Raw genomic sequence first — 22953 nt, 5'->3', positions numbered from 1 at the left:
TAGCAGCAACAGAAACCCCACCCAAAAACGGTGGGGTTTCTGCGTTTACGCGCCCGGAAAACGCACTGCACCCCAGAACGCACCGCCCACCACACGGCAGACCCGGGCCCAACGACCCGTTGCCGCCTTCTCGCAGCAAACCGCTGCATTCCGTCGCCTCACAGCGCCAGCTGCAGCACCCCACAACCCGCCAGCGTCCCTGTCCACAGCAGATCGAAGTTCAGCCATTTGGTACGCAGCCCGCCGACGCCGAAGTGATCGAACGCAGCTACAGCGATTACACCAGTCGTCAACAGCATCGTCGCACTGTGCAAGCACAGCGCAATCGCCGCGATCGTCGCGGTGGGCCCAGCACCAAGGTACGCAGCTCCCGACGCGTGTGACAACGCACTGCATATCGGCATCAACGCCGGGATCAACATAAGTCCGGCGCCGTGCGAACCCGCCATCAGAAACGACCAGACCGTCAGCCCAGCAAAGCCCGTCTGCATGCCGACACGCGGTCGCATGCGATGACCGCGTAGCGTGTGCCATCCCGCCCAACCGATCAGCAGGCCCCCGCACACGCGATTCAACACCGAGTGGTCGATCACCATCCCGAGCGATAGCCCTGCCATTAGCATGCTGCCGGCGGCGAGCGCGTGTCCGAGAGCGATCGGTACCAGCGAGAGCAAAACCACCCGCCGGCTGCGTCGATACAGTCCTAACGCAACTGCGAACAGCCAGCCCATTGCCGGGTTGATCCCGTGAAAGGCGCCGAGGCCGGCGACGGCGAGCCATGACCACCATGTCGAGGTCGACAGATTCATCTTCGTCAAGGATAGCAGTACGAATCCGACGAACAGTCGCCGCCTTGCAGACGGATCTGATGGGGCCGATGACCTTCCGGCCACGCCAGGAAGAACTTGTCGTCGAATGACAGGCCGCCTTCCGCACCCGCATCGAGCTTGACCATCCAGCCGTCAATCCCGTCGGGGTAGAACTGTGGATCGACCGCGCCGTACAACGAGTTGGTGAAGTAGATTCGTCTGCCGTCGCGACTCACCTCGACCATTTGCGGACCGCCGTTGAGCGCACCATTCGATGCGCCAGGATGCGTCGCCCGCGAGACAATGCCGCCAATGCGCACTTTCCCCGTCAACTTTGGCGCAAACGGGTCGGACACGTCATATTGCAGCAGATCGCCTGTACCCCAGCAGGACACGTACAGAAAACGATCGTCGAGCGATAGATCGATGTCGGTCACAAGCGGCGGGACTGCGCCGAACGATTTGAGCACCGGTGGAAGCAGTGCAGGATCTGCAGGCTCGGCGGGAATATCGATGATCTTGCGTACCGCCCACTTGTCCTTGTCGCGATACCACGTCCAGATCGACGACGACAGGTCCTTCAGGCTGATCACGCAATTGACGAAACCATGGGCTTTGGTCGGATCGTGTGCCGGACGCAGTTCGAAGACGAGTTGATATTCCAGCCCGAAGTCGATCTCCTGCAGATGCTTGCGACGCGTGAAATCCCAGAAATGCAGGCGGCGGCCATAACGCGCACCGAGCAGAATCTCGGGAATCAGACCGTTCTCGAAGGTGTCCGGCGTACCCCATTCGCTGGTCACGAGCGTATCGTAGCCGAGGTGCCACCAGCCGTCGTAGGCCAACTGCTGCGATCCGCGGTCCACCTCCCAGCGCCCGAGCGGCTCGAAGCTCTCCGGATCCAGCAGGAAAATCCCGCCGGGTGCGCCGCCTTCCGCATTGCCGAGCGCCGTCACATAGATCCCGCCCGGGCCGCAATGCACCGTGTGCGGACGGCTATAGCCGGTACGGCTCGCGATCGTCGCCGGCTCGATCACCTTGACGATGGTCGGCTTGAGCGGATCGGGTTTGGTATCGAGGATATAGATGCGCGACGAGCGCAAGCCCGGCACGACGAGGTAGCGCCGCTCGGTATGTGGATGCGGTGCGTTAGGGCAAAGACAAGACGAACACGCATTCCAGCCGAAGTGATGCAGTTCGTCGCCGGCGTGCGGCATGGCCAGATTGCCGACGATGCGCGCATAGTCCGGGGAGGCCGGGTCGACGTCGACCACCGCGATCTCATCCGGCCGTGTGCGCTCAGGATCGAACGCAGCCACATAGGCGAGCTTTTCGGGTGGCGCTTGCGCAGCCAGGCGTGGCGATGGGTAAAAGCTCGGGTCCGGCTTCCAGATGCCCATGGTGCTCCTCCTCCGTATCTATGCGACTCGGGACGACACAACCAGCCATCAAGAACTGTACTTGTTTTAACCCGGACCCAAAGCTCGATATGGAATAAGCAAATTCGCGCTAGTCATGGGGTCGGGCGCCTAACGCTCAGACGCGACACAATATGGCGCACTGCGGCGTAGAGCGAAACCAGACACGTTCGATCCGCTAATCAAACGTGCCCGCGAGGCGTCAACCAAGTCAACCGGGCTTTAATGCTCCAGTTGCTGGCCAGGTTCCATGATAGCCCCCGGATGCCCCGGCAAGATGGCCTCGAGCGGATCGACCAGCCCAACCTCGGCGAGCAGCGCTTCATCGCGGGCAATCACCTTCGGCATATGCGTGCGGAGGAATTCGACCCACGTGCGAGTCTTGGCATCGATAAACTTGCGCGATGGGTAAAGCGCGTAAATATTCATCCGCTGGAGCGTGTATTGCGGCAGAACCCGCACGAGCGAGCCGTCGCGCAGTCCGTGGATCGCGGCGTAGAGCGGCAACATGCCGATCCCCATGCCTTCGCGAATCGCCACAACCAGTGATTCCGCGATATTCACCTGCACCGGCCCGCTGACCTGCATCAACTCGCTGCCGGTGGGTCCTTCGAGCAGCCAGTCGTTGGCCGGGAAGGCCGGCGTCTGCAGGATCAGGCACTCGTGATGGGCGAGATCGCGTGGTTGCTGCGGTGCACCGTGCGTGCGCAGATAGGCGGGAGATGCGCACAAAATATTGAACGTAGCGCCCAATGGCAGCGAAACCAGGTCCGAGTTGGGCAAGCTCGATGCCGTGACGACTGCCACGTCGGCGCTGCCTTCGAACAGGTCCGGCATGCGCTGCGACAGGGTCAATTCGACCGTCACCTCGGGGTGGAGCGCGCGATAGCGCGAAATCGCCGGCAGCACGTAATGCTGTCCAATACTGGCGAAGCTATGCATGCGTAAGGCGCCGCTGGGCCGTTCGTGCGCGCAACTGGCTTCTTCTTCGGCCGTGTCGACGTCCGCGAGAATCTGCTGGCAACGCTTCAGATAGCGTTCACCCGCCGTCGTAAGCGCGAGGCGCCGGGTGGAGCGGTTCATCAAACGGGTTCGCAGGTGGGTTTCGAGTTCCGAGACCGCGCGCGACATGGCGCCGGTGGTCGAGTTGAGCGACTGCGCCGCAGCCGTGAAACTGCCGGCGTCGACCACACGGACGAACACCCGCATATTTTGTAGCGTATCCATCAGACCTTCTTGTTCGACGTATTCGAGAGAGAACCCGTATTGTCCGCCTGTCCGGCATCCCGATTGTTGTTCGATCTGGAATGGATGTTCCCGGCTTATCGCATTAATGCATGCCGCTGAGGCTCCTACAATCGGCCCCTTGCCAGCCGGTGCGCGCAGTAGGGCGTCCGGTGCCTAGTCGAATTCGAGTGACCATCCGGGGCGCGGTTTTCTTGCCATGAAACGCCAGCATCTGATCCAAGGCACGTCCGACCCGCGTCGGCGCTGGGCCGTGATGCTGCGTGCCACCGCAGCGGCCGGCCGTGACTGGGCGGCGAGCGACGGCCTCATCTGGCTGCATCTGTTCAAGACCGTCACGGCGGCGCTGCTCGCGCTGGGCATCGCCATGCTGCTCGACCTGCAGCAACCCCGCACCGCCATGACGACAGTGTTCGTGCTGATGCAGCCGTTTAGCGGTATGGTGCTCGCAAAAAGCTTTTACCGGATCATTGGGACCGTGGTGGGGACGCTTGCCGCACTCGTGCTGGGGGCGGTGTTCGTCCAGCAGCCCGAGCTGTACATGATCGGGCTGACATGCTGGGTAGGGGCCTGTATTGCTGCGGCAGTCCGGTATCGGCATTTTCGATGGTACGGCTTCGTGCTGGCGGGGTACACCGCCGCTCTGATCGGCGTTCCGACGGTCATGGAGCCGAACGCGTTGTTTCTCGCTGCGCTGACGCGTGCCTCGGAGGTCGCGCTCGGCATCGTGTGCTCGAGCGCAGTGAGTGCGTTGATCGTGCCGCAGAGGTCGAGCCTCGCGCTGCAGCGCGGCTTGCGCAAAAGATATCTCGATTTTACTGCGTTCGCCGCGCAGGTGCTGGGCGGCAAGATAGAGCGGGGTGTGTTCGAAGCGCGTTTTGCCGACCTGGTGGATGGGATTGTAGGCTTCGAGGCGACCCGCACGTTCGCGGCATTCGAAGACCCACGGATGCGCTCGCGCAGCCGGAGCCTCGCGCGCCTGAACAGCGAGTTCATGGATGCCTGCGCCCGTCTGCATGCGCTGCGGCAATTGATCAAGCGGGTGCAGACGGGAGGCCTCTACGCGGTCATGCAGGCCATCACGCCGTATTTCGAAGAGCTGTCGCGCCTGTTGGTCCGCCAGACCGCCAAGGCCTGCGACACTGCCCACGCGGCTCACGTCGCTGTCGAACTACGCGCCTTTCAGGCGATGCTGCCGCGCCGGGTGCGCGAGACGCGTCGGCCGCTGGAAACGACAGCGCCCGATCTGCTGGCCGATTTCGATACATCGGCCGAACTGCTGTATCGCTTCGTCGACGAATTCATCCGCTATACGGAAACCTACGCGTCGCTGGAGCACGGCAAGCCTGTCAAGGAGCGGCAGGCCGTACGGTACGTCAGCAAAACGAATCGGTTTGTGGTCGGGCTTACCTTTTTGCGCACGGTGGTCGTGATGGCGATCGTCGGCGCCTTCTGGATCGAAACCGATTGGCCGAGCGGCGGTTTCGCCGTAATCGGCGCGGCGCTCGCTTGTGCACTGACTTCGACATCGCCCAACGCGTCGAAACTGACCTTGCAGATGTCCGTCGGCGCAATCTTCGCGACGATGACGGGCTATCTGTTCAGTTGCTACGTCTATCCGAACATCGACGGCTTTCCGCTGCTCTGCGCGACGCTTACGCCGGTGCTGGCATTGGGCGCGTTCCTCGCGATGCGTCCCGGTGTCTCCGGTTATGGCGTGGGCTTCTCGGTGTTCTTCTGTTTGCTGGCCGCTCCCGACAATGTGGTGATTTACCAGCCCGATCTGTTAATCAATAACGGCATCGCGATTGTGGCAGCGATGCTGGTGGCGTCGCTTGCATTTGGCGTGATTTTCCCGGCGCAGATGCCATGGCTGATCGGCAAAATCAAAGGCAGTTTGCGCGCACAAGTGGTTCTTGCATGCTGCGGCGATTTGCGCGGCCTGAATCAATATTTTCAGTCGAGTACCCACGACCTGATGGCGCAATTGCGCGTGCTGTTGACGAAGCGCTCGCGTCAGCATCGCGATGCACTGCGCTGGATGCTGGTGACGCTCGAAGTCGGACACGCTGTCATCGACCTGCGCAACGAAGCCGCACACGCGGTCTACGCTGGGGCACTCGACCCGCGCTGGCTTAGCTGCCTCGAGCAGATGCGCGCCGATGTCTCAAGCCTGTTCGAGCAGCCGGGACCGTGCCCTCTGGCGCGGGCGCTGGCGTCGGTGGGCGTGACGATCGAGGCCGCGCAGACGCTTCTGCAAGCCGTTCACCCAGATCGCGAGCGGCGCCATGACATGCAGCGAATACTCGGCTGCCTGCATTTCATTCGTACTGCCTTGCTCGATAAAGACGCACCGTTTAATGCCAATGCGCGTTAATCCAGATCGCATGGCGATCTTTCTGCCAGATGGAAAGATCACTTCCAGTTGCGGCCGTTTATCTGTGTACGTGGCGGTCATATAGTTTTGTCACTGCCTCGCCGCCGCCAATCCCCAAGGGACTTCCTGCGTGGCGTAATCGTAAGCACTGGAGAAATAGATGAAAGCATTGAAGCTTGTTCTGATTGCCTGTTCCTTGTCTGCCGCTGTAGCTCATGCACAAACCGCGGCGCCTGCTGCTGAGGGACAACAGGTTGCCCAGACCACTGAGCAGCACGCGAACGGCACGCTTCAGCAAGGCCGCATGACTGCGCCGGCGAAGAAGGCTGCCGAGTGCGTGGGACCCGTGAGCTACTGCACGCTCTTTTTCGGTAGCTAAAGACAACAACACTAATCCGTCGTGACTTTTTGCGCGACGCATGCCTCGTAGCGGCGCTCTCCATCGCGAGACGCCGCTTGACGCACGACAACCCTACTGCTGATCTAGCCGCGCCGAAGACGTGCGCAACAGTAGACTGGACGGTTGATCATGGAGAGACTCAGTAGCATGTACGAAGACCGGATTCGTTGTGCCGCGGTGCGCGGCAAAGTGACGACAGCCGCAGCCGCGGCGTCGCTGATTCAGGATGGCATGCGCGTCGGCGCGAGCGGTTTCACGCGCGCGGGCGACGCGAAGGCCGTGCCCGTGGCGCTGGCCGAACGCGCCCGTCACGAAGGCAAGCCGTTGCGCATTACCTTGATGACCGGCGCATCGCTTGGCCATGACGTCGATCGCATGTTGACCGAGGCGGGCGTGCTGGCCCGCCGCTTGCCGTTCCAGGTCGACAAGACCTTGCGGGATGCGATCAACCGCGGCGAAGTGATGTTTGTCGACCAGCACCTGTCCGAAACGGTCGAGATGTTGCGCGCCAACCAGCTCGGCAAGCTCGACATCGCCATCATCGAAGCGGTGGCGATCACGGAAACCGGCGGCATCGTGCCCACCACCTCGGTGGGGAATTCGGCCAGCTTCGCGATCCTCGCCGACAAGGTGATCGTCGAGATCAACCTCGCGCAACCGCTTGAACTCGAAGGGTTGCACGACATCTGGATTCCGGGCCGCCGCCCCAATCGCGAGCCGTTGCCGATCGTTCATCCGCGCGATCGGGTCGGTACGCCGGCCATCGAGATTCCGCCGGAGAAGATCGCCGCCATCGTCATCACGAACAAGCCGGACAGCGCGTCCACGGTTTTGCCCGCGGACGAGGAAACGGAGCGCATCGCCGGCCATCTGATCGAATTCCTGCAGCATGAAGTGTCGCGCGGGCGCATGCCGGCCCGTCTGCCGCCATTGCAGGCCGGCATCGGCACGATTGCCAACGCCGTGCTGGCAGGCTTCGTCAAGTCGCCTTTCGAGGCCTTTGAAATCTATTCGGAAGTGCTGCAGGACTCGACCTTCGACCTGATGGATGCCGGTAAGGTCACGTTCGCCTCGGGCGCCTCGATTACGCTTTCGGCCGCGCGCCATGCGCAGGTTTTCGGCGAGCTGGAGCGCTACCGGGACCGTCTGGTGTTGCGCCCGCAAGAGGTCAGCAACCATCCCGAAGTGATCCGCCGCCTCGGTCTGATTGCGTTGAATACCGCGCTGGAATTCGATCTCTATGGCAACGTCAATTCAACGCATGTGGGCGGCACGCACATGATGAACGGCATTGGCGGCTCGGGCGATTTCGCGCGCAATGCTTCGTGCGCGATCTTCGCGACGAAGTCGATTGCGAAGGATGGACGGATTTCCAGCGTCGTGCCGATGGTGCCGCATTGCGACCACAATGAACACGACGTGGATGTGGTCGTCACGGAACAGGGTTTGGCTGATCTGCGCGGGCTCGCGCCGCGTGAGCGGGCCGTGTCGATCATCGAGAAGTGTGTGCACCCGCTGTATCGCGAGATGCTGCGCGATTACTACGAGGATGCCTTGAAGCATGGCGGGCAAACGCCTCACCGTCTGGAGCGGGCATTCTCCTGGCATATCCGCCTGAACGAAACCGGCTCGATGCTGGAGCCAAGCGCCGCGCGGACTTGATGGCTCGCACGGCGCTCAGGTAAGACAGCGCGCTTCAGGCGACGGGGCCGCCTGAAGCGTGAAGCGCTAGGCGCCTCGCTTGAACAGCCGGATGATAAACAGCAGAATGACCGCGCCGATCACCGCCGTGATGATCGAGCCGATCCAGCCGCCGCCGAGCGAGATGTGCAGAATGCCCGCGAGCCAGCCGCCGATGAACGCGCCGACGATCCCGACAATGATGTCGACGATCAACCCGAACCCGCCGCCCTTGACGAGCACGCCCGCCAGCCAGCCGGCGATCGCGCCGATGATGAGCCATGCAATGATGCCGTGTTCCATAATCAAGACTCCATGGTTGAGCGTGAAAAATTCACGGTGACAGAGCTTAGTCCAACGGGTTAGAGCCGTCCATATTCGGGATATGGATTTAACAATGTCTGAATGTATTGCGGCGGGGCCAGCCATGAGGCTGGCGAGAGGACGGAACAGGACGCAGCATGGCGGCAGCCGCCACGGCGGATAGGCAGAGACATCCAACGCGCAGTCGCTCGGTTCATTTCTTTCTCGGTCTCGGGCTGCACAGGCATACGGTTCATCGGTCGATACGGCGCACTCTACCATCGCTGATAGGGGACGCCGGCCGGTGTTTCGTCTACGGTTGTTATAGATGAAGCCGCCGCAGGGTGCAAGGCGCACCGCGCCGGTATGCGGGTTGGGCCGCGCAGCAGGGGCGTGGCGGCTGGCGGCGCTACTCGGGCGTCGGTTCCGCTTCTTTGGCGATCCAGCTTACGCTCGAGACGGTCGTTTCCATGCTGATGCGGCTTGCCATCAATTCGAGCTTCGACTGGTCCTTGGGGTGCAGTTTCAGGGTCGCGGTGACGCGGATGCGGCCCGGCTGCTCCGGTGCATCTTCGCTTGTAAGGCTCTGAAACGACAGGGGGGTCGAGTACATCGAATTCGACAGCGCCGTGCGAATGTGAATTTCGTCCTCTTCGCGGCAGACCACGGTCAGCACGTATTCGCGCACGAGGTCGGCGTTCGACACCGGCGTGGCGTTGATGGTGCGGCTGACTTCGCGCAGCACGGTATTCGTCAGCAACACGATGCCCGTGCCGGCCAACGCCGGTCCGAAGTGTCCCGCACCGCACAACACCCCCACTGCGGCCGAACACCACAAGGTGGCCGCGGTGTTGATCCCCTGGATGGAGCCCTTGTCGCGCATGATGACGCCGCCGCCGAGGAAGCCGACGCCGGACACCACATACGCGGCGATCTGCGTGACGCCCGCTGTGCCGTTGCCGGTCAGCACGCCTAGCGTGACGAACAGACAGGCGCCGCTCGCGACCAGCGTGATGGTACGCAGGCCGGCCGTGCGCTGGCGCATTTGCCGTTCGATGCCGATCGCGACACCGCAGGAGAACGCGGCGAGGAGCCGCCAAACAAATTCAAGCGTCATTGGATTTGTAGTCAAGGCGTACTCAGACGCATAGTTTGAACCATACGCGTGACAGCATCGCTAACGATCCGCGAGGGCCAACGCGTGACGAGGCGCGCGGGCTTCCGCTCGCGGCGCGAATGCTACGGCCGTTGCCAGGCTTCGAGCCAGGCAACGGCGAATTGCAAGCGACAAGTGCACGGGGATCACTACGGCGCGCACCGTCTGGCCGGATGGCAAGACGGCGGCAGGGATTAGGCTGGCGCGGCGAGCTTGCCGATCAGGCGATTGAGTGAATCGAAGATCGATAACTGCTACTGTCCAAGATGGAGATTCCGGTTAGACGTGTGGACGGATTTTAGGCAGTGGCACGACACGAAGTCAACCGGCGTGTTGCGCCGTGGGCAAGTCGAGCATGAGCCGGGTCCAGGCTTGAGCGCGCACCTCGCTGCGCAGCGTCGCGTTGCCTGCGACGATGCGACGGGCATCGGCGGCCGGCAGCAAGACCTCCACCGAGTCGAATGGCCGGCGCCAGTCGCCGGTCCACTCCACCATGACGGTGAGCGTTGCGGCGTCGCTTGCGACGCTGACCTTCCAGCAACCGTATGCGCCGCTGCGCCAGGCCTCCGATTCGCCGTCATCCTCGAAGCATTCGCCTTGTGCGACGCCCACGCCCCGATGCGGCGCCACCATGAAGCCGCGCTGCTCGGCAGGTTGGGCGAAGTGTTGAGGCGCGACGTTAAGCGGTACGACACTGCCTTCGCGAATCAGCATGACAGGTTGCTCCCAGGGCGCGGGCAGCGTGACCGACTGGCCGCCCGCGAATGTTTCGCCGCTCCAGTACGAGACCCATCCGGCGCCGGCCGGAAGCCACACCTCGCGCTTCGTCTGCCCCGGCTCGACAACCGGCGCGAACAGCAGCGACGTGCCGAGCATCATGTCGTCGCCATCCGCATAGCAGTGCGGATCATTCGGGAATTCCGCAAAGGTCGGGCGCAACACGGGCTCGTAGTGTTGTGTCGAGTCCCATAGCAGATGGTACAGGTACGGCAGCAGGCGATAGCGCAGCTTGATCAGATCGGAGACCTGCCGGGTCGCTTGCGGATGCATCCAGGGCTCGTTGACCGTGCCGTCGTCGTTCCACGAGTGGATGCTGAAACGCGGCATCAGGATACCGAACTGAATCCAGCGCACAAACAGTTCGGCGTTCGGCGCGGGGCCGGAGAAGCCGCCGATGTCGTGCCCGATGTTCGACACGCCCGAGAGCGCGAGTCCGAGTCCCATCTTCAGGTTGTAGCGCAGCGTTTCCCACGACGTATAGTTGTCGCCCGACCAGGTCTGCACATAGCGATGCATGCCGACCCCGCCCGAGCGCGACACGAGAAACGGCCGCCGCTCGGGCGCGTACGCGCGTTGGGCATCGCGCGAGGCGCGCATCATCAGCATGGTCTGCAGGACCTTCGCCTCGCGGGCGGGGTAGGGCTTGCCGAAGCCGTGAGCGATGGCGTCCGGGCTCCAGATTTCGAATTCGTTATTGTCGTTCCAGGTCGACGCAATGCCATGGCGCAGCAGCGCGTCGGTCACGCGCGAGCGCCACCATGCAAGCGTGTCGGGGTTTGTGAAGTCCAGATAGGCGCCGACTTCGTCCCAGAACTGCACCCAGGCGGGTTCGCCGTTGCGCGCGCGGATCAGAAGCCTGTCGCGCGCCACTTGTTCGAACTCCGGATGATCGCGCAGCAAACACGGTTTGATGTTGGCGCACAGTCGCACGCCCTGTTCGAGATAGCCCTGCACGAAGCCGTCCACGTCAGGGAACTTGTCGTGGTTCCAGTTGAACACGTAACGCTTCGGTCCGATCGACGTATAGCCCGACGACAGGTGGAACGAGTCGCACAAGATGTCGTGCTCGCGGCAGCGCTCGATGAATTCGCCCATGCGTTGCTGGGCGTCGGGCGCGTCGGTGTAGCTCATGGTCGAGCCGGAGTAGCCGAGGCCCCACTTGGGCATCAGGGCCGGGCGGCCGGTGAGCCAGGTGAAGCGGCGCACGGCGGCCAGCGGCGTCGCGGGCGAGGCGATGAAGTAGTAGTCGAGATCGCCATGCTCCGCGATGAAATGGCGATAGTGGCCGTGATAGTTGTCGAGCTCGCGGCCCATGTCGAACGTGCAGTCGGCGAGGGTATCGTAGAAGAGCCCGAAGCCTAGCGCCGCTTCACGCTGCCACGTGAGATAGAAGGGAATGTGCTTGTAGAGGGGATCGGTGCTCTTCGCGCTGTAGCCCATCGCATCGACGTTGACCATCTGATAGCGCTGGTTGGCGCGGTCGAGCGAACCGGCGCGCTCGCCCAGACCGAGGTACATCTCACCCGCTTCGCGGCGCACGTAGTGGTAGACCCGCTCGTCCCACCAGCCGAAGTTATAGGCTTGCGTGGCGCGATCCTGCAACACGCGGCGCCAGCCGTCGCCGCTACGGAGCTCCCACGTGCAAAAGCCGCCTTGCAGCGCGACGGTGAGCCTGATTTGTCCGGTTTCGATGCGCAGGTGAGCGTCGTCGGCGTGCAGGCTGAAGGGCGGCAAGCTATAGCCCGTCAGGTCGAGGCGATCGCGGCCCTCGATGGCGACGTCCTCGAGCCCCGGCGCAATCGCCCAGGTGCGCGGACCGCGAGCCTCGCCATCGGGCAGCACGCGCACGCGCACGATGTCGTCTTCGAGCACGAAGATTTCGATCACCGGTCCCGCAGCGCTGCTCAGGCGCACGAGGTTGCCCGACGGGCTGGCGGGTTCGAAAACGGGGGGATGCAACAGCGACATCATCGGACTTCCTCTGGTTGAATGGGGAGCGGCTTCAGGCCGATCAGGCATGCGCGAGCTCGCGCTCGCGCTTCGACTGGCCACGGATCAACACGACGAGCAGCGTAGCGCCGATCAGGTCGAAGGCGCCGAGGCAGGCGAACAGCGGGCCATAGCCGACCGTATCGGCGAGCGCCCCGACCACCAGCGAAAAGCTCAGGCCGCCGATCCATGCGGCCATGCCGGCGAAACCGCTGGCGGTGCCCACTTCATCCGAATCGAACACGTCGGCGCTCAAGGTGTTGACGAGCGCGGAGATCATCTGATGCGCGAAGCCGCCGACGCAGAACAGGGCGATCGCCTCATACGGCGACGCGACGAGGCCGATACAGGCCGGCCCGATCATCATGAATGCGCCGAGGATCACACCGGCGACGCGTGACCAGATCAGCGGGATACGGCAATAGCGGATCAGGAACGGCGACAGATAGCCGCCGCAGATGCCGCCGAGGTCCGCGGCCAGAAACGGCAGCCAGGCGAAGATGGCGATCTGCTTGAGATCCATGTGACGCACGGTCACGAGATAGAGCGGGATCCAGAAGCTGAAGGTCTGCCAGGCCGGTTCGGCGAAAAAGCGCGGCAGCGCGATCGCCCAGAAGCGCCGCGAGCCGAGAATTTCGCGAACCGGGCGTTGGCTGACCGGCGCGAACTGGGTCTGGCCATCCTGGATCAAGGCGAGCTCTTTGCGCGAGACACGCGGATGCTCGGCCGGCGAGCGATACAGCGCATACCAGAGGGCGGCCCAGACGAAACCGAAGGCGCCGGTCGCCATGAAGGCGGCCTGCCAGCCGAAGCGCAGCGACAGGAAGATGACGACGGGCGGTGCGAGCAGGGCGCCTAGCGACGTGCCGGCGTTGAAATAGCCGACCGCGACGGACTTCTCCTTGTCGGGAAACCATTCGGCGACCGCCTTCATGCCGGAGGGGATCGCGGCCGCCTCGAACAGACCGAGCGCGCCGCGCATCGCACCGAGCGACAGCCAGCCGGTGGCAAAGCCGTGCAGCATGCCGGTGAGCGACCAGAGTGCGGCGAACAGCGCGAACCCGAGGCGCAGGCCGATCAGGTCGACGATCAGCCCGCACACCGGCTGCATGATCGTGTAACCGATCTGGAAAGCGCCGACCACATACGAGTATTGCTTGGTCGAGAGATCGAAGACATGCTTCAACTCCGGCGCCAGCACGGCCAATGAATTGCGCGCTAGGTAGTTCATGATCGTGCCGAGACAGACCAGCACAATGATCCACCAACGTAAGCCTTTGATTGTTTTCAACGCTGTCTCCATCCTGTCTGATTCTGTTTTGATGCGGCATGGTGATTGGCTTGCCGGCACCATGTTCCTGGTACGGGGCTCGGCAGTCAATCTGATAGGTCATCGCATGACCTATTGCCGTGTCGGGCTGTCGATAAGCGATTTTTATGCCGAAAAGGGGCAAAAAGCGGCTATCGGCCTAACAAAGTTATATGACGACCGATCTCATGGTCGTCTAATCGCATCCTATGTTCGTAAACGAGCGCCGTCAAGCGTCACGCTGTTCGCTTGAACATAAAATGAACAATCTGGTCTTTTGGGGCTGGGTTGGATCGGCGTGACGCTACGGCGCCGTTGTGAGCCGGTCGCCGCCGTGGAGCTTGACGGCGGAAGCGGTAGCGCTTGACTGTGCTTTGCGTGTGAGCGAACTGAAGGGCCGTGATGGCGCGGTGTTCCCGCCGTGTTCCATATCCAGGCCGCGGCCCGGCGAAGCCGGCCAACCTGCAGTGGGGTATGCGCATCGATATGGCCTATGCTCCCCGAATGAGCGTGGCAGTAACGCCTGCGGCGCAATCAGGCGTCGGCTTCAGCCCACCTCACCCGGCACCAGACGCAGCCGGGTAATCTCCGAAGGCGCGCCAAGCCGCTTGGGCGGTCCCCAGTAGCCGGTGCCGCGGCTTGTATAAACCCACAATCCGTTTAGCCGGGCGAGCCCCGCGGTGAACGGCTGCTGGAAGCGCACGAAAAAATTCCATGGGAAAAACTGGCCACCGTGCGTGTGACCCGACAACTGCAACGTGAATCCGGCTTCGGCGGCGGCTTCGGCCGAACGCGGCTGATGCGCGAGCAGGACCTTGATGAGTATGTCACCGGGAGCGCCCGCGAGCGCCGCGACCGGATCGCTGCGATGGGTGGGGTCGAAATGGGCCGCCGAATAATCGGTGACGCCGGCGATGACCGCCCGCGCGCCTTCATGCTCCAGCACCACGTGTTCGTTGAGCAGCACGCGCAAACCCAGCCGGCGGAACTCGTCGATCCACGCATCGGCGCCGGCGTAGTACTCGTGATTGCCGGTGACCAGGTAGGCGCCGTGCCGCGCGCTCAGGCGCGAGAGCGGCCGGGTGTGATCGCGCAACTGCGGCACGCTGCCGTCGACCACGTCGCCGGTCACGGCGATCAGATCCGGTTTGAGGCGGTTCACGGCGTCCACGATGGCGTCGACGTAACGGCGCTTGATGGTCGGTCCGACATGAATGTCGCTGATCTGGACGATCGTGAAGCCGTCGAGTGCTTGCGGCAGGTCGTCGATCGGCACGTCGATCGTGACGATACGGGCGCGGCGCCGCGCGTTGATGAGACCGGCCGCCGTCGAGAGCAATGCGAGTAGCGGCACGGCGGCGGCAGAGCCGGTGCGCCAGCGCGCCATCGGGATGGTGTGCGGCCAGATCGCATCGACGGTCAGCAGCGAGGCCAGCGCCAGATCGCGCACGAAGGTCAGCACCAGCAATGACGAGAAGAAGCCCATAGCCATCAGTCCGACCCACGCGAGCCGGTCGGCCAGCGGTTGCCGCTCGATGGTCCGCGCCAGCATGCCGAGCGGAATCAGCAGGCAGGACAGTACGAGCCAGAGCGCCGCCAGCCATCTGGCGGTGGTGTCGACAGGCAGATCCGGAATGATCCGCAAACCGACATAGATGTGCAGCAGGACGCCAATGCAAATAACACGGACAAGGAACGATAAGCGGCGCATAGAGAGGGGTGGAGGCGGAAGGGAGCCGGACGCGCAGGCGAACGCGAGGGTGCGTTCGCTGCGGTTTGGCCGGCTGGCAGCCCATTCTACCGGCATGTCGTCACGCTTGCCGGAGCGCTCCGCGCGCCGTTTTTCCAGTTCCGTCCGGCCGCAAAATCAAGGCGGATCCGGCGCTGCATCGCAATGGGCAACCCGGTGCTGCCGCGTAGCGGATGCCAGGGAAAAGTCGAATTAAACAGCTTTTGAATTGTTCCTGCGCGTGGACTATTCTCAAAGGGAGCCCTGCTGCAACCGTCCCCGCCGCTGTCATCCCGTCAGGCGCAGGTTTGCTGTGGTTCCCCGGGTACAACGGTTGCATCAGATGGTTCGGTCTATCGCCCGTTTAGAGAGCGATGTGGGAGACGCATCATGAAATTGACCAGACCAGGCCATCATCCGCATCACGTCGGCTATGAGGGGAGCCATGTGATGTTGCCGATGGTGGGGTTGTCGCTGATGGCGATCGGCTTGTACTACGGCGTGCGCGGTCTCGACATTTCCGAACTCGGCCGCAATGCGCTGTTCTACGTGGTGATGGTGTTCGTGGCGCTCGGTATCGCGGGTCTCTTCGGCGTCGCCGGGGCGTGGTTGCGCTCGCGCGGCGACGAGGCCGAAGAGGGATTCTGCTTCGTCGGCGCGCTGATCGGCGCCGTCGTATTTTACGTGGCGCTGTTTAGTTGAAAGCTACAGCGCACCGGCCGGGTCAGACGATCTGCGCGGCTTCGTCGAACGTAAACCGCGGGCTGCGCGGGAACAGTTTCGACGGATCGCCATAACCGAGGTTGATGAGGAAATTGGCCTTCACGGTCGTGCCCGCGAAGAATGCTTCGTCGACCTTGGCCGCGTCGAACCCCGACATCGCGCCGGTGTCGAGTCCGAGTGCGCGCGCCGCCATGATGAGGTAGCCGCCTTGCAGTGTGGCGTTGCGAAACGCGGTGTCGGCGATGGCCTTTTCGTTGCCGGCGAACCAGCTGCGCGCATCGGCATGCGGAAACAGCTTCGGCAGGTACTCGTAGAACGCCATATCCATCCCGACAATCACCGTGACCGGCGCGGCCATCGTCTTTTCGAGGTTGCCTGCGGAGAGGGCGGGGCGCAACTTTTCCTTGGCTTCCCGGGACTTCACGAACACAAAGCGGCCGGGGCTCGAGTTGGCTGAAGTCGGTCCGAGCAGGACGAGTTCGATCAACTGCTTGAGAAGCGCATCCTCGACCGGTTTGGCTTGCCAGCCGTTGTGCGTGCGGGCGGTGCGAAACAGTTGGTCGAGTGCGTCGTCGGAGAGCGTCATGATGGTAAATCCGCTGGAGAGAAAAATTCGGAGACAGTAGAAAGAGAGCGCAAGAGCGTTGCGTGACCCGTGGTGACGGTTCACTCCATAATAGCCAAGCTTATTTCTACCCGCGCGCGCAGGCACATGCGACATGCTATCTCATGAACGATCTGTTCGACGATCTTCCCAGGCCCGATGTTCTCTGGTATCCCGACTGGCTCGCAGCCGAGGAGGCTGAACGGGACTTGCAACGGCTCATCGACGAGGTCGCGTGGAAACACGAGTCGATGGGCACGCCGGGCGGCCGCGTGCCGTTGCCGCGTCTTACCGCGTGGCAGGGTGAAGCGGAGGCGGTCTATGTCTATTCGGGGATTCGCAACGTGCCGCAAGCATGGACGCCGACGGTGGCCGAACTGAGGGCGGGCGTCGAAGCGATCTGCGGGTGCAGCTTCAATAGCGTGCTGATTAACCGCTATCGCAGCGGCATGGACAGCATGGGCTGGCACGCGGATCACGAGCGCGAGCTAGGCGCGCAACCGGTGATTGCGTCGGTGAGTCTGGGCGTGGCCCGGACCTTCGATCTGCGGCATAACAAGACGGGGTTGGTGCAGTCGTACCAGCTCAAAGGCGGCAGCCTGCTCGTCATGCGTGGCAACACCCAGGCGCAGTGGCGTCACCGGGTGCCCAAGGAGCCGCGCGTCACAGGTGAGCGGATCAATCTGACGTTTCGCTGGGTGATGGCGGGGCGTTAGCGGCCTTGGCGCGTGTGTGTCACGACGCCTGAGATCCGCCGGGTGCTGGACGGACCCTGTTCGACGCGTGGTGCAAACGCGCGCCTCTAAACCTTGCCACCCGCTCCGCTCGCTTCAGTTGACCGCGGTGACCGGGACCCGGGAGATGCTCACCAGGCGGTCCAGCACGCTGCGATTGACGAGCCGTGCGACGGCGTGGAACAGGTCCCTGCGGGGCGCCGCGACGACAATTTCGTCGCAGTCGTTTTGTTCTGCGCAATTTGCGATGGTCGGCACCAGCGGCCCGACTCTGACTTCCACCGAATATTTGACGCCTGCGTCTTCGAGAATGCGCTTGGCGCGGCTGAGTGCGGCCTCGGCATAGGCATCTTCGAGGGCGCGCAATTTCGAAAGGGGATAGAAGGCTTCAAGGCGCGTCGATTCGAGCGGGGGCTGCACATTGACCAGCACGATTTCGGATGCACATCGCTCGTTGTAGAGGAACGCAGCATGCCGGACGGCTTGAAGCGAACGCGCCGAGGGGCTTACGGGAACCAGTAGTTTCAGCATGATCGGTTGTCCATCAGTTGACTGTTGGATCTGTCCGCGGGAACGCAGCAGGATCAATTACAGCGTAGTGGCTACGGCGTACCGTTCATCTAAAGAGTGCACGCAAGTGCGTAAAAATCGCATCAAAAAAGGTATTGAAATGGGGATGGGGTGGAAAACCCCTAGCTCGCCATGACTGTGGATCGCTGGTCAGTGGATCGTCCGTTTTATATCGAAATTGGTATATGGAGACCGAGTGGAGCGAGCAGCGGGCGCAGGAGTCTTCGTCGCCGCAGATAGAAAATAAAAAATATAACTTTATGCGCATAACTTCAGAAGCAAGGGGGCAGCAGGCTGGCGTTGAGCCATGATGTAATGACCTTGTGCCTATTTTCATTCTCCAATCATTTGGCATTCCTGTGCATGTGGGATGATGAAAACGACGATTCGCAGAATGGGTCACTCCGATGCCGTACTTTCGTCGAGTGAAGTGCTTCAGCGTGCGCGCGCTGCGAGCCGGCGCCGCACGGTTGCAACCCATTGGTCGGGCGCAATGCTGCTGGTGGCGACGGCGGCTATCTCCGACCAGTTCTCGCGAACAATGTCGGTCAGCACCTGGCCCGGCGGTGCTTCAACCAGCACCGTCGCACCCATTTCGAGCATGACGGTGAGCGCGTCGAACCAGCGGACCGTGTAGCGCATGTTGGTCGCAAGATCGTCGCGAATCGCTTCCGCGCTATATAGCGCCCGGCCGCCGCGATTACCGACATAGATACCGCGCGGTGCGTGAAACGGTACCTCGCGGGCGTATTCCGTCAGTTCGGCGGCGGCATCGGCGAGCAATTCGCAGTGCGACGGTACGCTGACAGCCAGGCGCGTGGCTTTGCGCGCACCGCTCGCGAGCGCGCGTTCGATCAACGCTTCAAGCGCAGCGTCGGCACCGGCCATGACGATCTGCCGCGCAGCGTTGACGTTGCCGATATACACATGCGGCAGCCCTTCGTTGGCTTGCTCGGCGGCGAGCTTTTCCAGTTGACTCTCGGTCAGACCGGAGATGGCGGCAAGGCCATAACCTGCGGGATACGCGGCCTCCATCAACTCAGCACGCTTGCGCACCATACGCAGGGCGTCCGCGAAGCCGAGCGCGCCGCAGCTCACCGCTGCCGCGTAAGCGCCCACCGAGAGCCCCGCGCTGATATCGGGCGTGAGTCCTGCGTCTGCGAGCACGCGCACCGTGGCGACGCTCGCCACCAGAAGGCCGATCTGAACCGCTACGGTGGAGCGCAGCGCATCGGGCGTGTCGAGCGTCAGCACCTGGGTGCCGAGTACCTGCGAGGCTTCGTCGAGCGTTTCGGTCACCACAGGGTGTTGCGGCAAGCGATGCAGGAAGCCAGCCGATTGCGCCCCCTGGCCGGGAAACTGGCAGGCGAGCATCATGCTTGCGTGGGCGCCTCGAAGGGCGCTCGCACGGTCGATCGGTCCCACGGATCCGCAAGCAGCCGCGGGCCTTGCGCATGGCGCGCCATCACGCGGGCTTTTCCCGCGGCCCATTCGGCGAGGGCGATTCCGCCGGCGGGCGTTTCAAGTTGGGCGTCAACGCGGATGCCTGCACGCGCTGCATGCGTTTCGAGTTCGCTCAGCATCTGTGCGGCGGCCTGCCGCGAAAGCGTCTCGGGCATGCGGATCAACAGGTCGAGATCGCTTGTTGCCGTGACAGCCGATGTGCCGGTCGCGAGTTCGAAGCCCGCGCTGCCCGTGGGGCCCCATGAAAACGCGCGGAGCGATTGCGCGTCGTGGTGCAAGGCGGCTAGCAGGGCGAACGCGGGCAGGGCGCGGCGCGTGGCGTCCACGGGTACGCCGGCGGCGAGATCCTCGGGGCGGATCGCGGTTTCGATATCGGCGGCGTTGGCCCATGTGCCATAGCGTTGGGCGCGGCCGCTGCCGCGCACGCCTATCGCGATGAGGCCAGGCTCGGCCAAGGCCCGCCTGACCACGACGAAAGGCGCGTGGGCGAGGGCGGCGCGCACCCAGTCCGGCTCGCCGTCGAGCGAAGGCAAGCGCCGCAGATGCAGCAAGTCATGCGCTCGCCAGTTGCTGTTACTCAGGCGCTCGGAATCTTCTGTGCCAATCCCGGCGCCGGCTAGCTCGTCCAGTGGTGCTGAAACGGGCACGGCAAACGCGGCGGCGGTCCGCATCACACCGCGTCCCATTGTTCCGCCAGCCGCCGCCGCACTTCGACCGAGGCCGCGCGGGTCTTCTTCGCGGTGTCGGACTGCAGCCGATGCGACAGGCCGGATGCATCGGCACGGGCACTCTTCACCGAGTCGCTGAGCACCCGGCGCACCTGCTCGATCTGTGCAGCGCTCGGCGCATCGGCGTCGACGCCTTCGATCAGCTCATCGAGCAAGCCGAGTCTGGCGAATGAGGCCATCGAATACGACATCGGCACAATGGTCTCGCCGAGCGCTTCCAGCGCCTGGACCGTACGGCGAGTGACGCGCGCGGCGGCCTCTTTACCCATCGCGTGCACCATCGTGCCGGGAGCGTCCAGCGCGACGATGCGGTTGGCCTGGTAGCCGTGCGCGAGGAACGCGCCGGACATCGCCGGCCCGACGATCAGCGCGACCACCGGATGCCCGGCATCGCGTGCCGACGCGTACGCATCGACCGCTGCCGCGCACGCCAGATGAATGCCGAGCGTCTCTTCCCGGTAGCCATAGGCCTGACTTTTCACGTCGACGATCGCCACGATCGGACGGCGTGTCGTGCCATGCGCATCCGCGGCGATCACCTCGCGCACGGCGCGCGCGAGCAGCCAGCCTTGTTCCAGGCCGACGACGTTGTCGGTGGCGCGTGGAAAGCGGTTCTGCGGGTCGGGCACGACGGTGATGAAGCGCGCCGTGTCGTCACCGAGCGGGGCATCGCCGCTCCACACCGGCGCCGCGCTGAGCGGCTCGCCGGCAAGTGCGCGGAACCAGCGTGCGCCGCGGGTCAGAGAGGTATCGTTCACGCTTCCTCCTTTGAGGACTGCATCGCGGCGCCCTGGTGAAACACGTTCCGCATGGTTTCGGGGGTGACGTTGGCGGGGTCGGTTTGCGCAAGCCGTGCGAGATAGACCTCGACCTGTTCGCTGCGGTGTGCCGCCGGCATTCCCAGCACGAAAGCGCGCTGCACCGCGGCGCGCAGCGCATGCGGATCGTCGTCGACGAGGGCATCCGCGAAGCCCGTGAGGGCCCGCTGTTCACCGCCGATCAGTTGCCACACATGGCGCCGGTCGCTGGCATCGAGTTCGTCGATACCGGCTTCCTGTTCGATCACTTCCGGTCCGTTCATGCCGAGCCGGCCCTGTTTCGTGACGACCAGGTACGAGCACAGCGCGGCGGCGAGCGACATGCCGCCGAAGCAGCCCACCATTCCCGAGATCACGCCGACCACCGGCACATGCCGGCGCAGCGCGACGATCGCCGCCTGGATCTCGGCGATCACCGCGAGACCCAGGTTGGCTTCCTGCAGTCGGACGCCGCCGGTTTCGAACAGCACCACGGGACGGACCGGTTTGCCGCGTTCGCAATCGCGCAAGGCGAGTTCGAGCGCCGCGGCGATCTTGCTGCCGGACACCTCGCCGATACTGCCGCCCTGAAACGCCGACTCGATCGCCGCAACCACGGCAGGTGCGCCGTCGATCGTGCCGCGCGCGATCACGCAGCCGTCGTCGGCCTGGCAGACAATGCCCTGCAACGGCAGCCACGGCGATTCGATGCGGTCGAACGGTCCGAGCAGCTCGCGAAACGTGCCGGGGTCGAGCAGCGCGCGGGCGCGTTCGCGTGCCGACAGCTCGATAAAGCTATCGTGCAGCGCCGGCGCCGGTTGAGCCGTAGCGACGATGCTCATGCCCGATCTCCCTGTTCCGCTTCCTCGACCGCTTCCGCCAGCCGCAAAGCCACCACGCCGGGTGTCGCGCCGAAGTCGTTGATCTCGATCTGCGCCGCGCCGTCATAGCGCGTGAAGAAGCGGTCGAGCACGCTCTTCCAGATATGGCCGTAGCCATCGACGCTGGTGCGCACGATCACATGCGCGCTCATCCCGGCCGCCGGCGACAACAGCACTTCGAGGTCGCCCGAGCCGACCACGCCGACATGCGCACGGGTCGTGAGGGCGCGTTGCGCCGGGTAATCGAATGTCAGATGTTCCATGAGGCTTGGCTCCTGCCGGTGTCGCGACGCACCAGCATGTCGATGAAGAGGGTGGCGGCGAGCAGGTCGGCTGCGCCGCCGGGGGAGGCGTTGAGGGCGAGCAGCGCGCGTTCGAGCTCGGCGAGGGCGGTACGGCCCGCGGTGCTGGCGCTGCCGCCGCGTTCGAGCACCCGGCGTGCCCCGTGCTGGCCGGCGTGCAGGCCGGGCAGGCCGGCGCGGTGCAGCAGGCAGGTGTCGTCGAGCGAGCTCATGATCGCGAGCAGCGTGTCGAGGCGGGCGGCGTCTTCGTCGCTGCCGTTGGCGCGCGCGGCCAGCAGCGCCGGCAGCCCGACGGCGACGACATGCGGGAAGCCATCCTGCGCTTCGCGGCGCGCGCCGCCGACCTGATAGCGCTGTCGCACGCGTTCGCCGTTGCTATCCGGCGCGGCGGCGAAGCGGTCCGGGAAGCAGGCGATCTGCGCGGCCAGCGTGCAGACCTTCGCCGCAAACGCGACTCGCGGCACGGCGGCCGGGCGCGCCTGGGTAGAGCGCTCGGCGCTCGCATGGCGAGCGGCAGCCTGGGCGTCATCGCGCTGCGCCAGTGCTGCGCCCGCCACCAGCAGTCCGACGATCCAGATCGCGCCGCGATGCGCATTGCTGCCGCCGGTGGCCTGCATCATGGCGTGTTCGCCGGCGCGGCCGATCTGCGCCAGCTCCGCGCGCAAGGTGGCGGACGGAACGCTGCGGCGCGCGGCGCGCGCCAGCGCCACGAAGGTCGCTTCGAGCGCCTGCGCGGAACGCAGCATGGTGTTCAGATCGAGGTCGCGATGGGCGCCGCTGCCGCGCCGATCCACTAGCGCGGGTTTCGGCGTGAGCAGCGCTTCTTCGACCAGCGCGGTGACGGCCAGTTGTGCAAGCCATGCGTCGTCGGCCACGGCAGGGGTTTCCTGCACCGTATCTACCGTAGACGCCAATCGTGTTGCCATACATGGCGCGCCCAGCGGCGCCTCCGTCA

Annotated in this window: 21 protein-coding genes; 5 read left to right on the top strand and 16 right to left on the bottom strand. The window is 63.9% G+C overall.

What is annotated here, in order from left to right; translation table 11 throughout:
* Positions 1-158: 158 nt before the first annotated feature.
* From AC1ECK_RS24835 to AC1ECK_RS24825, 3 genes are all read right to left on the bottom strand, one after another.
* A complete protein-coding gene (locus AC1ECK_RS24835) occupies positions 159-809 on the bottom strand; it encodes a hypothetical protein (RefSeq protein ID WP_480323800.1) in 651 nt (216 codons plus the stop codon).
* 5 nt (positions 810-814) lie between these two features.
* Entirely contained in the window at positions 815-2209 is a 1395-nt protein-coding gene (locus AC1ECK_RS24830; protein WP_480323773.1) for a selenium-binding family protein, read from the bottom strand.
* A 240-nt stretch (positions 2210-2449) separates the two neighbouring features.
* Positions 2450-3454 carry a LysR family transcriptional regulator gene (locus AC1ECK_RS24825; RefSeq protein WP_480323771.1) on the bottom strand — a complete coding sequence of 335 codons (1005 nt, stop codon included), beginning with the start codon at positions 3452-3454 and terminating at the stop codon, positions 2450-2452.
* A gap of 217 nt (positions 3455-3671) precedes the next feature.
* On the opposite strand from AC1ECK_RS24825, the gene AC1ECK_RS24820 reads away from it, so the two are divergent.
* The 3 genes from AC1ECK_RS24820 (at position 3672) to AC1ECK_RS24810 (ending at position 7911) form a co-directional block, all read left to right on the top strand.
* Positions 3672-5849: an FUSC family protein gene (locus tag AC1ECK_RS24820; RefSeq protein WP_480323769.1), complete on the top strand. Its 2178-nt coding sequence runs from the start codon at positions 3672-3674 to the stop codon at positions 5847-5849.
* 160 nt (positions 5850-6009) lie between these two features.
* The gene (locus AC1ECK_RS24815; RefSeq protein WP_480323767.1) at positions 6010-6228 is read left to right on the top strand and encodes a hypothetical protein; all 219 of its coding nucleotides are present in this window, start codon (positions 6010-6012) and stop codon (positions 6226-6228) included.
* 168 nt (positions 6229-6396) lie between these two features.
* Positions 6397-7911, top strand: a complete 1515-nt coding sequence (locus AC1ECK_RS24810) for an acetyl-CoA hydrolase/transferase family protein (RefSeq protein ID WP_480323798.1) — start codon at positions 6397-6399, stop codon at positions 7909-7911.
* A gap of 66 nt (positions 7912-7977) precedes the next feature.
* Here the strand turns inward: AC1ECK_RS24810 and AC1ECK_RS24805 are convergent, their stop codons facing one another.
* The 5 genes from AC1ECK_RS24805 to AC1ECK_RS24785 all read right to left on the bottom strand — a co-directional run bounded on the left by AC1ECK_RS24805 (position 7978) and on the right by AC1ECK_RS24785 (position 15177).
* A complete protein-coding gene (locus tag AC1ECK_RS24805; protein ID WP_480323765.1) occupies positions 7978-8232 on the bottom strand; it encodes a GlsB/YeaQ/YmgE family stress response membrane protein in 255 nt (84 codons plus the stop codon).
* A gap of 409 nt (positions 8233-8641) precedes the next feature.
* The gene (locus tag AC1ECK_RS24800) at positions 8642-9349 is read right to left on the bottom strand and encodes an MgtC/SapB family protein (protein ID WP_480323796.1); all 708 of its coding nucleotides are present in this window, start codon (positions 9347-9349) and stop codon (positions 8642-8644) included.
* Positions 9350-9709: 360 nt separating this feature from the next.
* Positions 9710-12136, bottom strand: coding sequence for a glycoside hydrolase family 31 protein (locus AC1ECK_RS24795; protein WP_480323794.1), 2427 nt, complete (start codon positions 12134-12136; stop codon positions 9710-9712).
* A 43-nt stretch (positions 12137-12179) separates the two neighbouring features.
* Positions 12180-13448 (bottom strand): MFS transporter, encoded by a 1269-nt coding sequence (locus AC1ECK_RS24790; RefSeq protein WP_480323763.1) that lies wholly within the window; start codon positions 13446-13448, stop codon positions 12180-12182.
* Positions 13449-14013: 565 nt separating this feature from the next.
* Positions 14014-15177: a metallophosphoesterase gene (locus AC1ECK_RS24785; RefSeq protein WP_480323761.1), complete on the bottom strand. Its 1164-nt coding sequence runs from the start codon at positions 15175-15177 to the stop codon at positions 14014-14016.
* A gap of 408 nt (positions 15178-15585) precedes the next feature.
* Here AC1ECK_RS24785 and AC1ECK_RS24780 point away from each other — a divergent pair, with 408 nt between their 5' ends.
* Complete coding sequence (locus tag AC1ECK_RS24780) at positions 15586-15897, top strand: hypothetical protein (RefSeq protein ID WP_480323759.1); 312 nt, start codon at positions 15586-15588, stop codon at positions 15895-15897.
* Positions 15898-15919: 22 nt separating this feature from the next.
* Here AC1ECK_RS24780 and AC1ECK_RS24775 read toward each other — a convergent pair whose 3' ends face one another.
* Positions 15920-16504: a malonic semialdehyde reductase gene (locus AC1ECK_RS24775; protein WP_480323757.1), complete on the bottom strand. Its 585-nt coding sequence runs from the start codon at positions 16502-16504 to the stop codon at positions 15920-15922.
* Between the two features lie 143 nt (positions 16505-16647).
* On the opposite strand from AC1ECK_RS24775, the gene AC1ECK_RS24770 reads away from it, so the two are divergent.
* The gene (locus tag AC1ECK_RS24770) at positions 16648-17238 is read left to right on the top strand and encodes an alpha-ketoglutarate-dependent dioxygenase AlkB family protein (RefSeq protein ID WP_480323755.1); all 591 of its coding nucleotides are present in this window, start codon (positions 16648-16650) and stop codon (positions 17236-17238) included.
* 114 nt (positions 17239-17352) lie between these two features.
* Here the strand turns inward: AC1ECK_RS24770 and AC1ECK_RS24765 are convergent, their stop codons facing one another.
* From AC1ECK_RS24765 to AC1ECK_RS24735, 7 genes are all read right to left on the bottom strand, one after another.
* A complete protein-coding gene (locus AC1ECK_RS24765) occupies positions 17353-17787 on the bottom strand; it encodes a universal stress protein (protein WP_480323753.1) in 435 nt (144 codons plus the stop codon).
* 474 nt (positions 17788-18261) lie between these two features.
* Positions 18262-19200: a malonate decarboxylase subunit epsilon gene (gene mdcH / locus AC1ECK_RS24760; protein ID WP_480323792.1), complete on the bottom strand. Its 939-nt coding sequence runs from the start codon at positions 19198-19200 to the stop codon at positions 18262-18264.
* Positions 19200-19961: a malonate decarboxylase holo-ACP synthase gene (locus AC1ECK_RS24755; RefSeq protein WP_480323751.1), complete on the bottom strand. Its 762-nt coding sequence runs from the start codon at positions 19959-19961 to the stop codon at positions 19200-19202. The genes mdcH and AC1ECK_RS24755 overlap by 1 nt, the downstream gene beginning before the upstream one ends.
* Positions 19961-20776: a biotin-independent malonate decarboxylase subunit gamma gene (mdcE, locus tag AC1ECK_RS24750; RefSeq protein ID WP_480323749.1), complete on the bottom strand. Its 816-nt coding sequence runs from the start codon at positions 20774-20776 to the stop codon at positions 19961-19963. Before mdcE ends, AC1ECK_RS24755 begins: the two co-directional genes overlap by 1 nt.
* A complete protein-coding gene (locus AC1ECK_RS24745; RefSeq protein WP_480323747.1) occupies positions 20773-21657 on the bottom strand; it encodes a biotin-independent malonate decarboxylase subunit beta in 885 nt (294 codons plus the stop codon). Before AC1ECK_RS24745 ends, mdcE begins: the two co-directional genes overlap by 4 nt.
* Positions 21654-21959 carry a malonate decarboxylase subunit delta gene (locus tag AC1ECK_RS24740; protein ID WP_480323745.1) on the bottom strand — a complete coding sequence of 102 codons (306 nt, stop codon included), beginning with the start codon at positions 21957-21959 and terminating at the stop codon, positions 21654-21656. Before AC1ECK_RS24740 ends, AC1ECK_RS24745 begins: the two co-directional genes overlap by 4 nt.
* Positions 21947-22924: a triphosphoribosyl-dephospho-CoA synthase gene (locus tag AC1ECK_RS24735; RefSeq protein ID WP_480323790.1), complete on the bottom strand. Its 978-nt coding sequence runs from the start codon at positions 22922-22924 to the stop codon at positions 21947-21949. Before AC1ECK_RS24735 ends, AC1ECK_RS24740 begins: the two co-directional genes overlap by 13 nt.
* Positions 22925-22953: the final 29 nt, after the last annotated feature.

The organism is Paraburkholderia sp. SSBN10T, from assembly GCF_056619545.1.
This window is presented reverse-complemented; position numbering and strand designations above follow the sequence as displayed.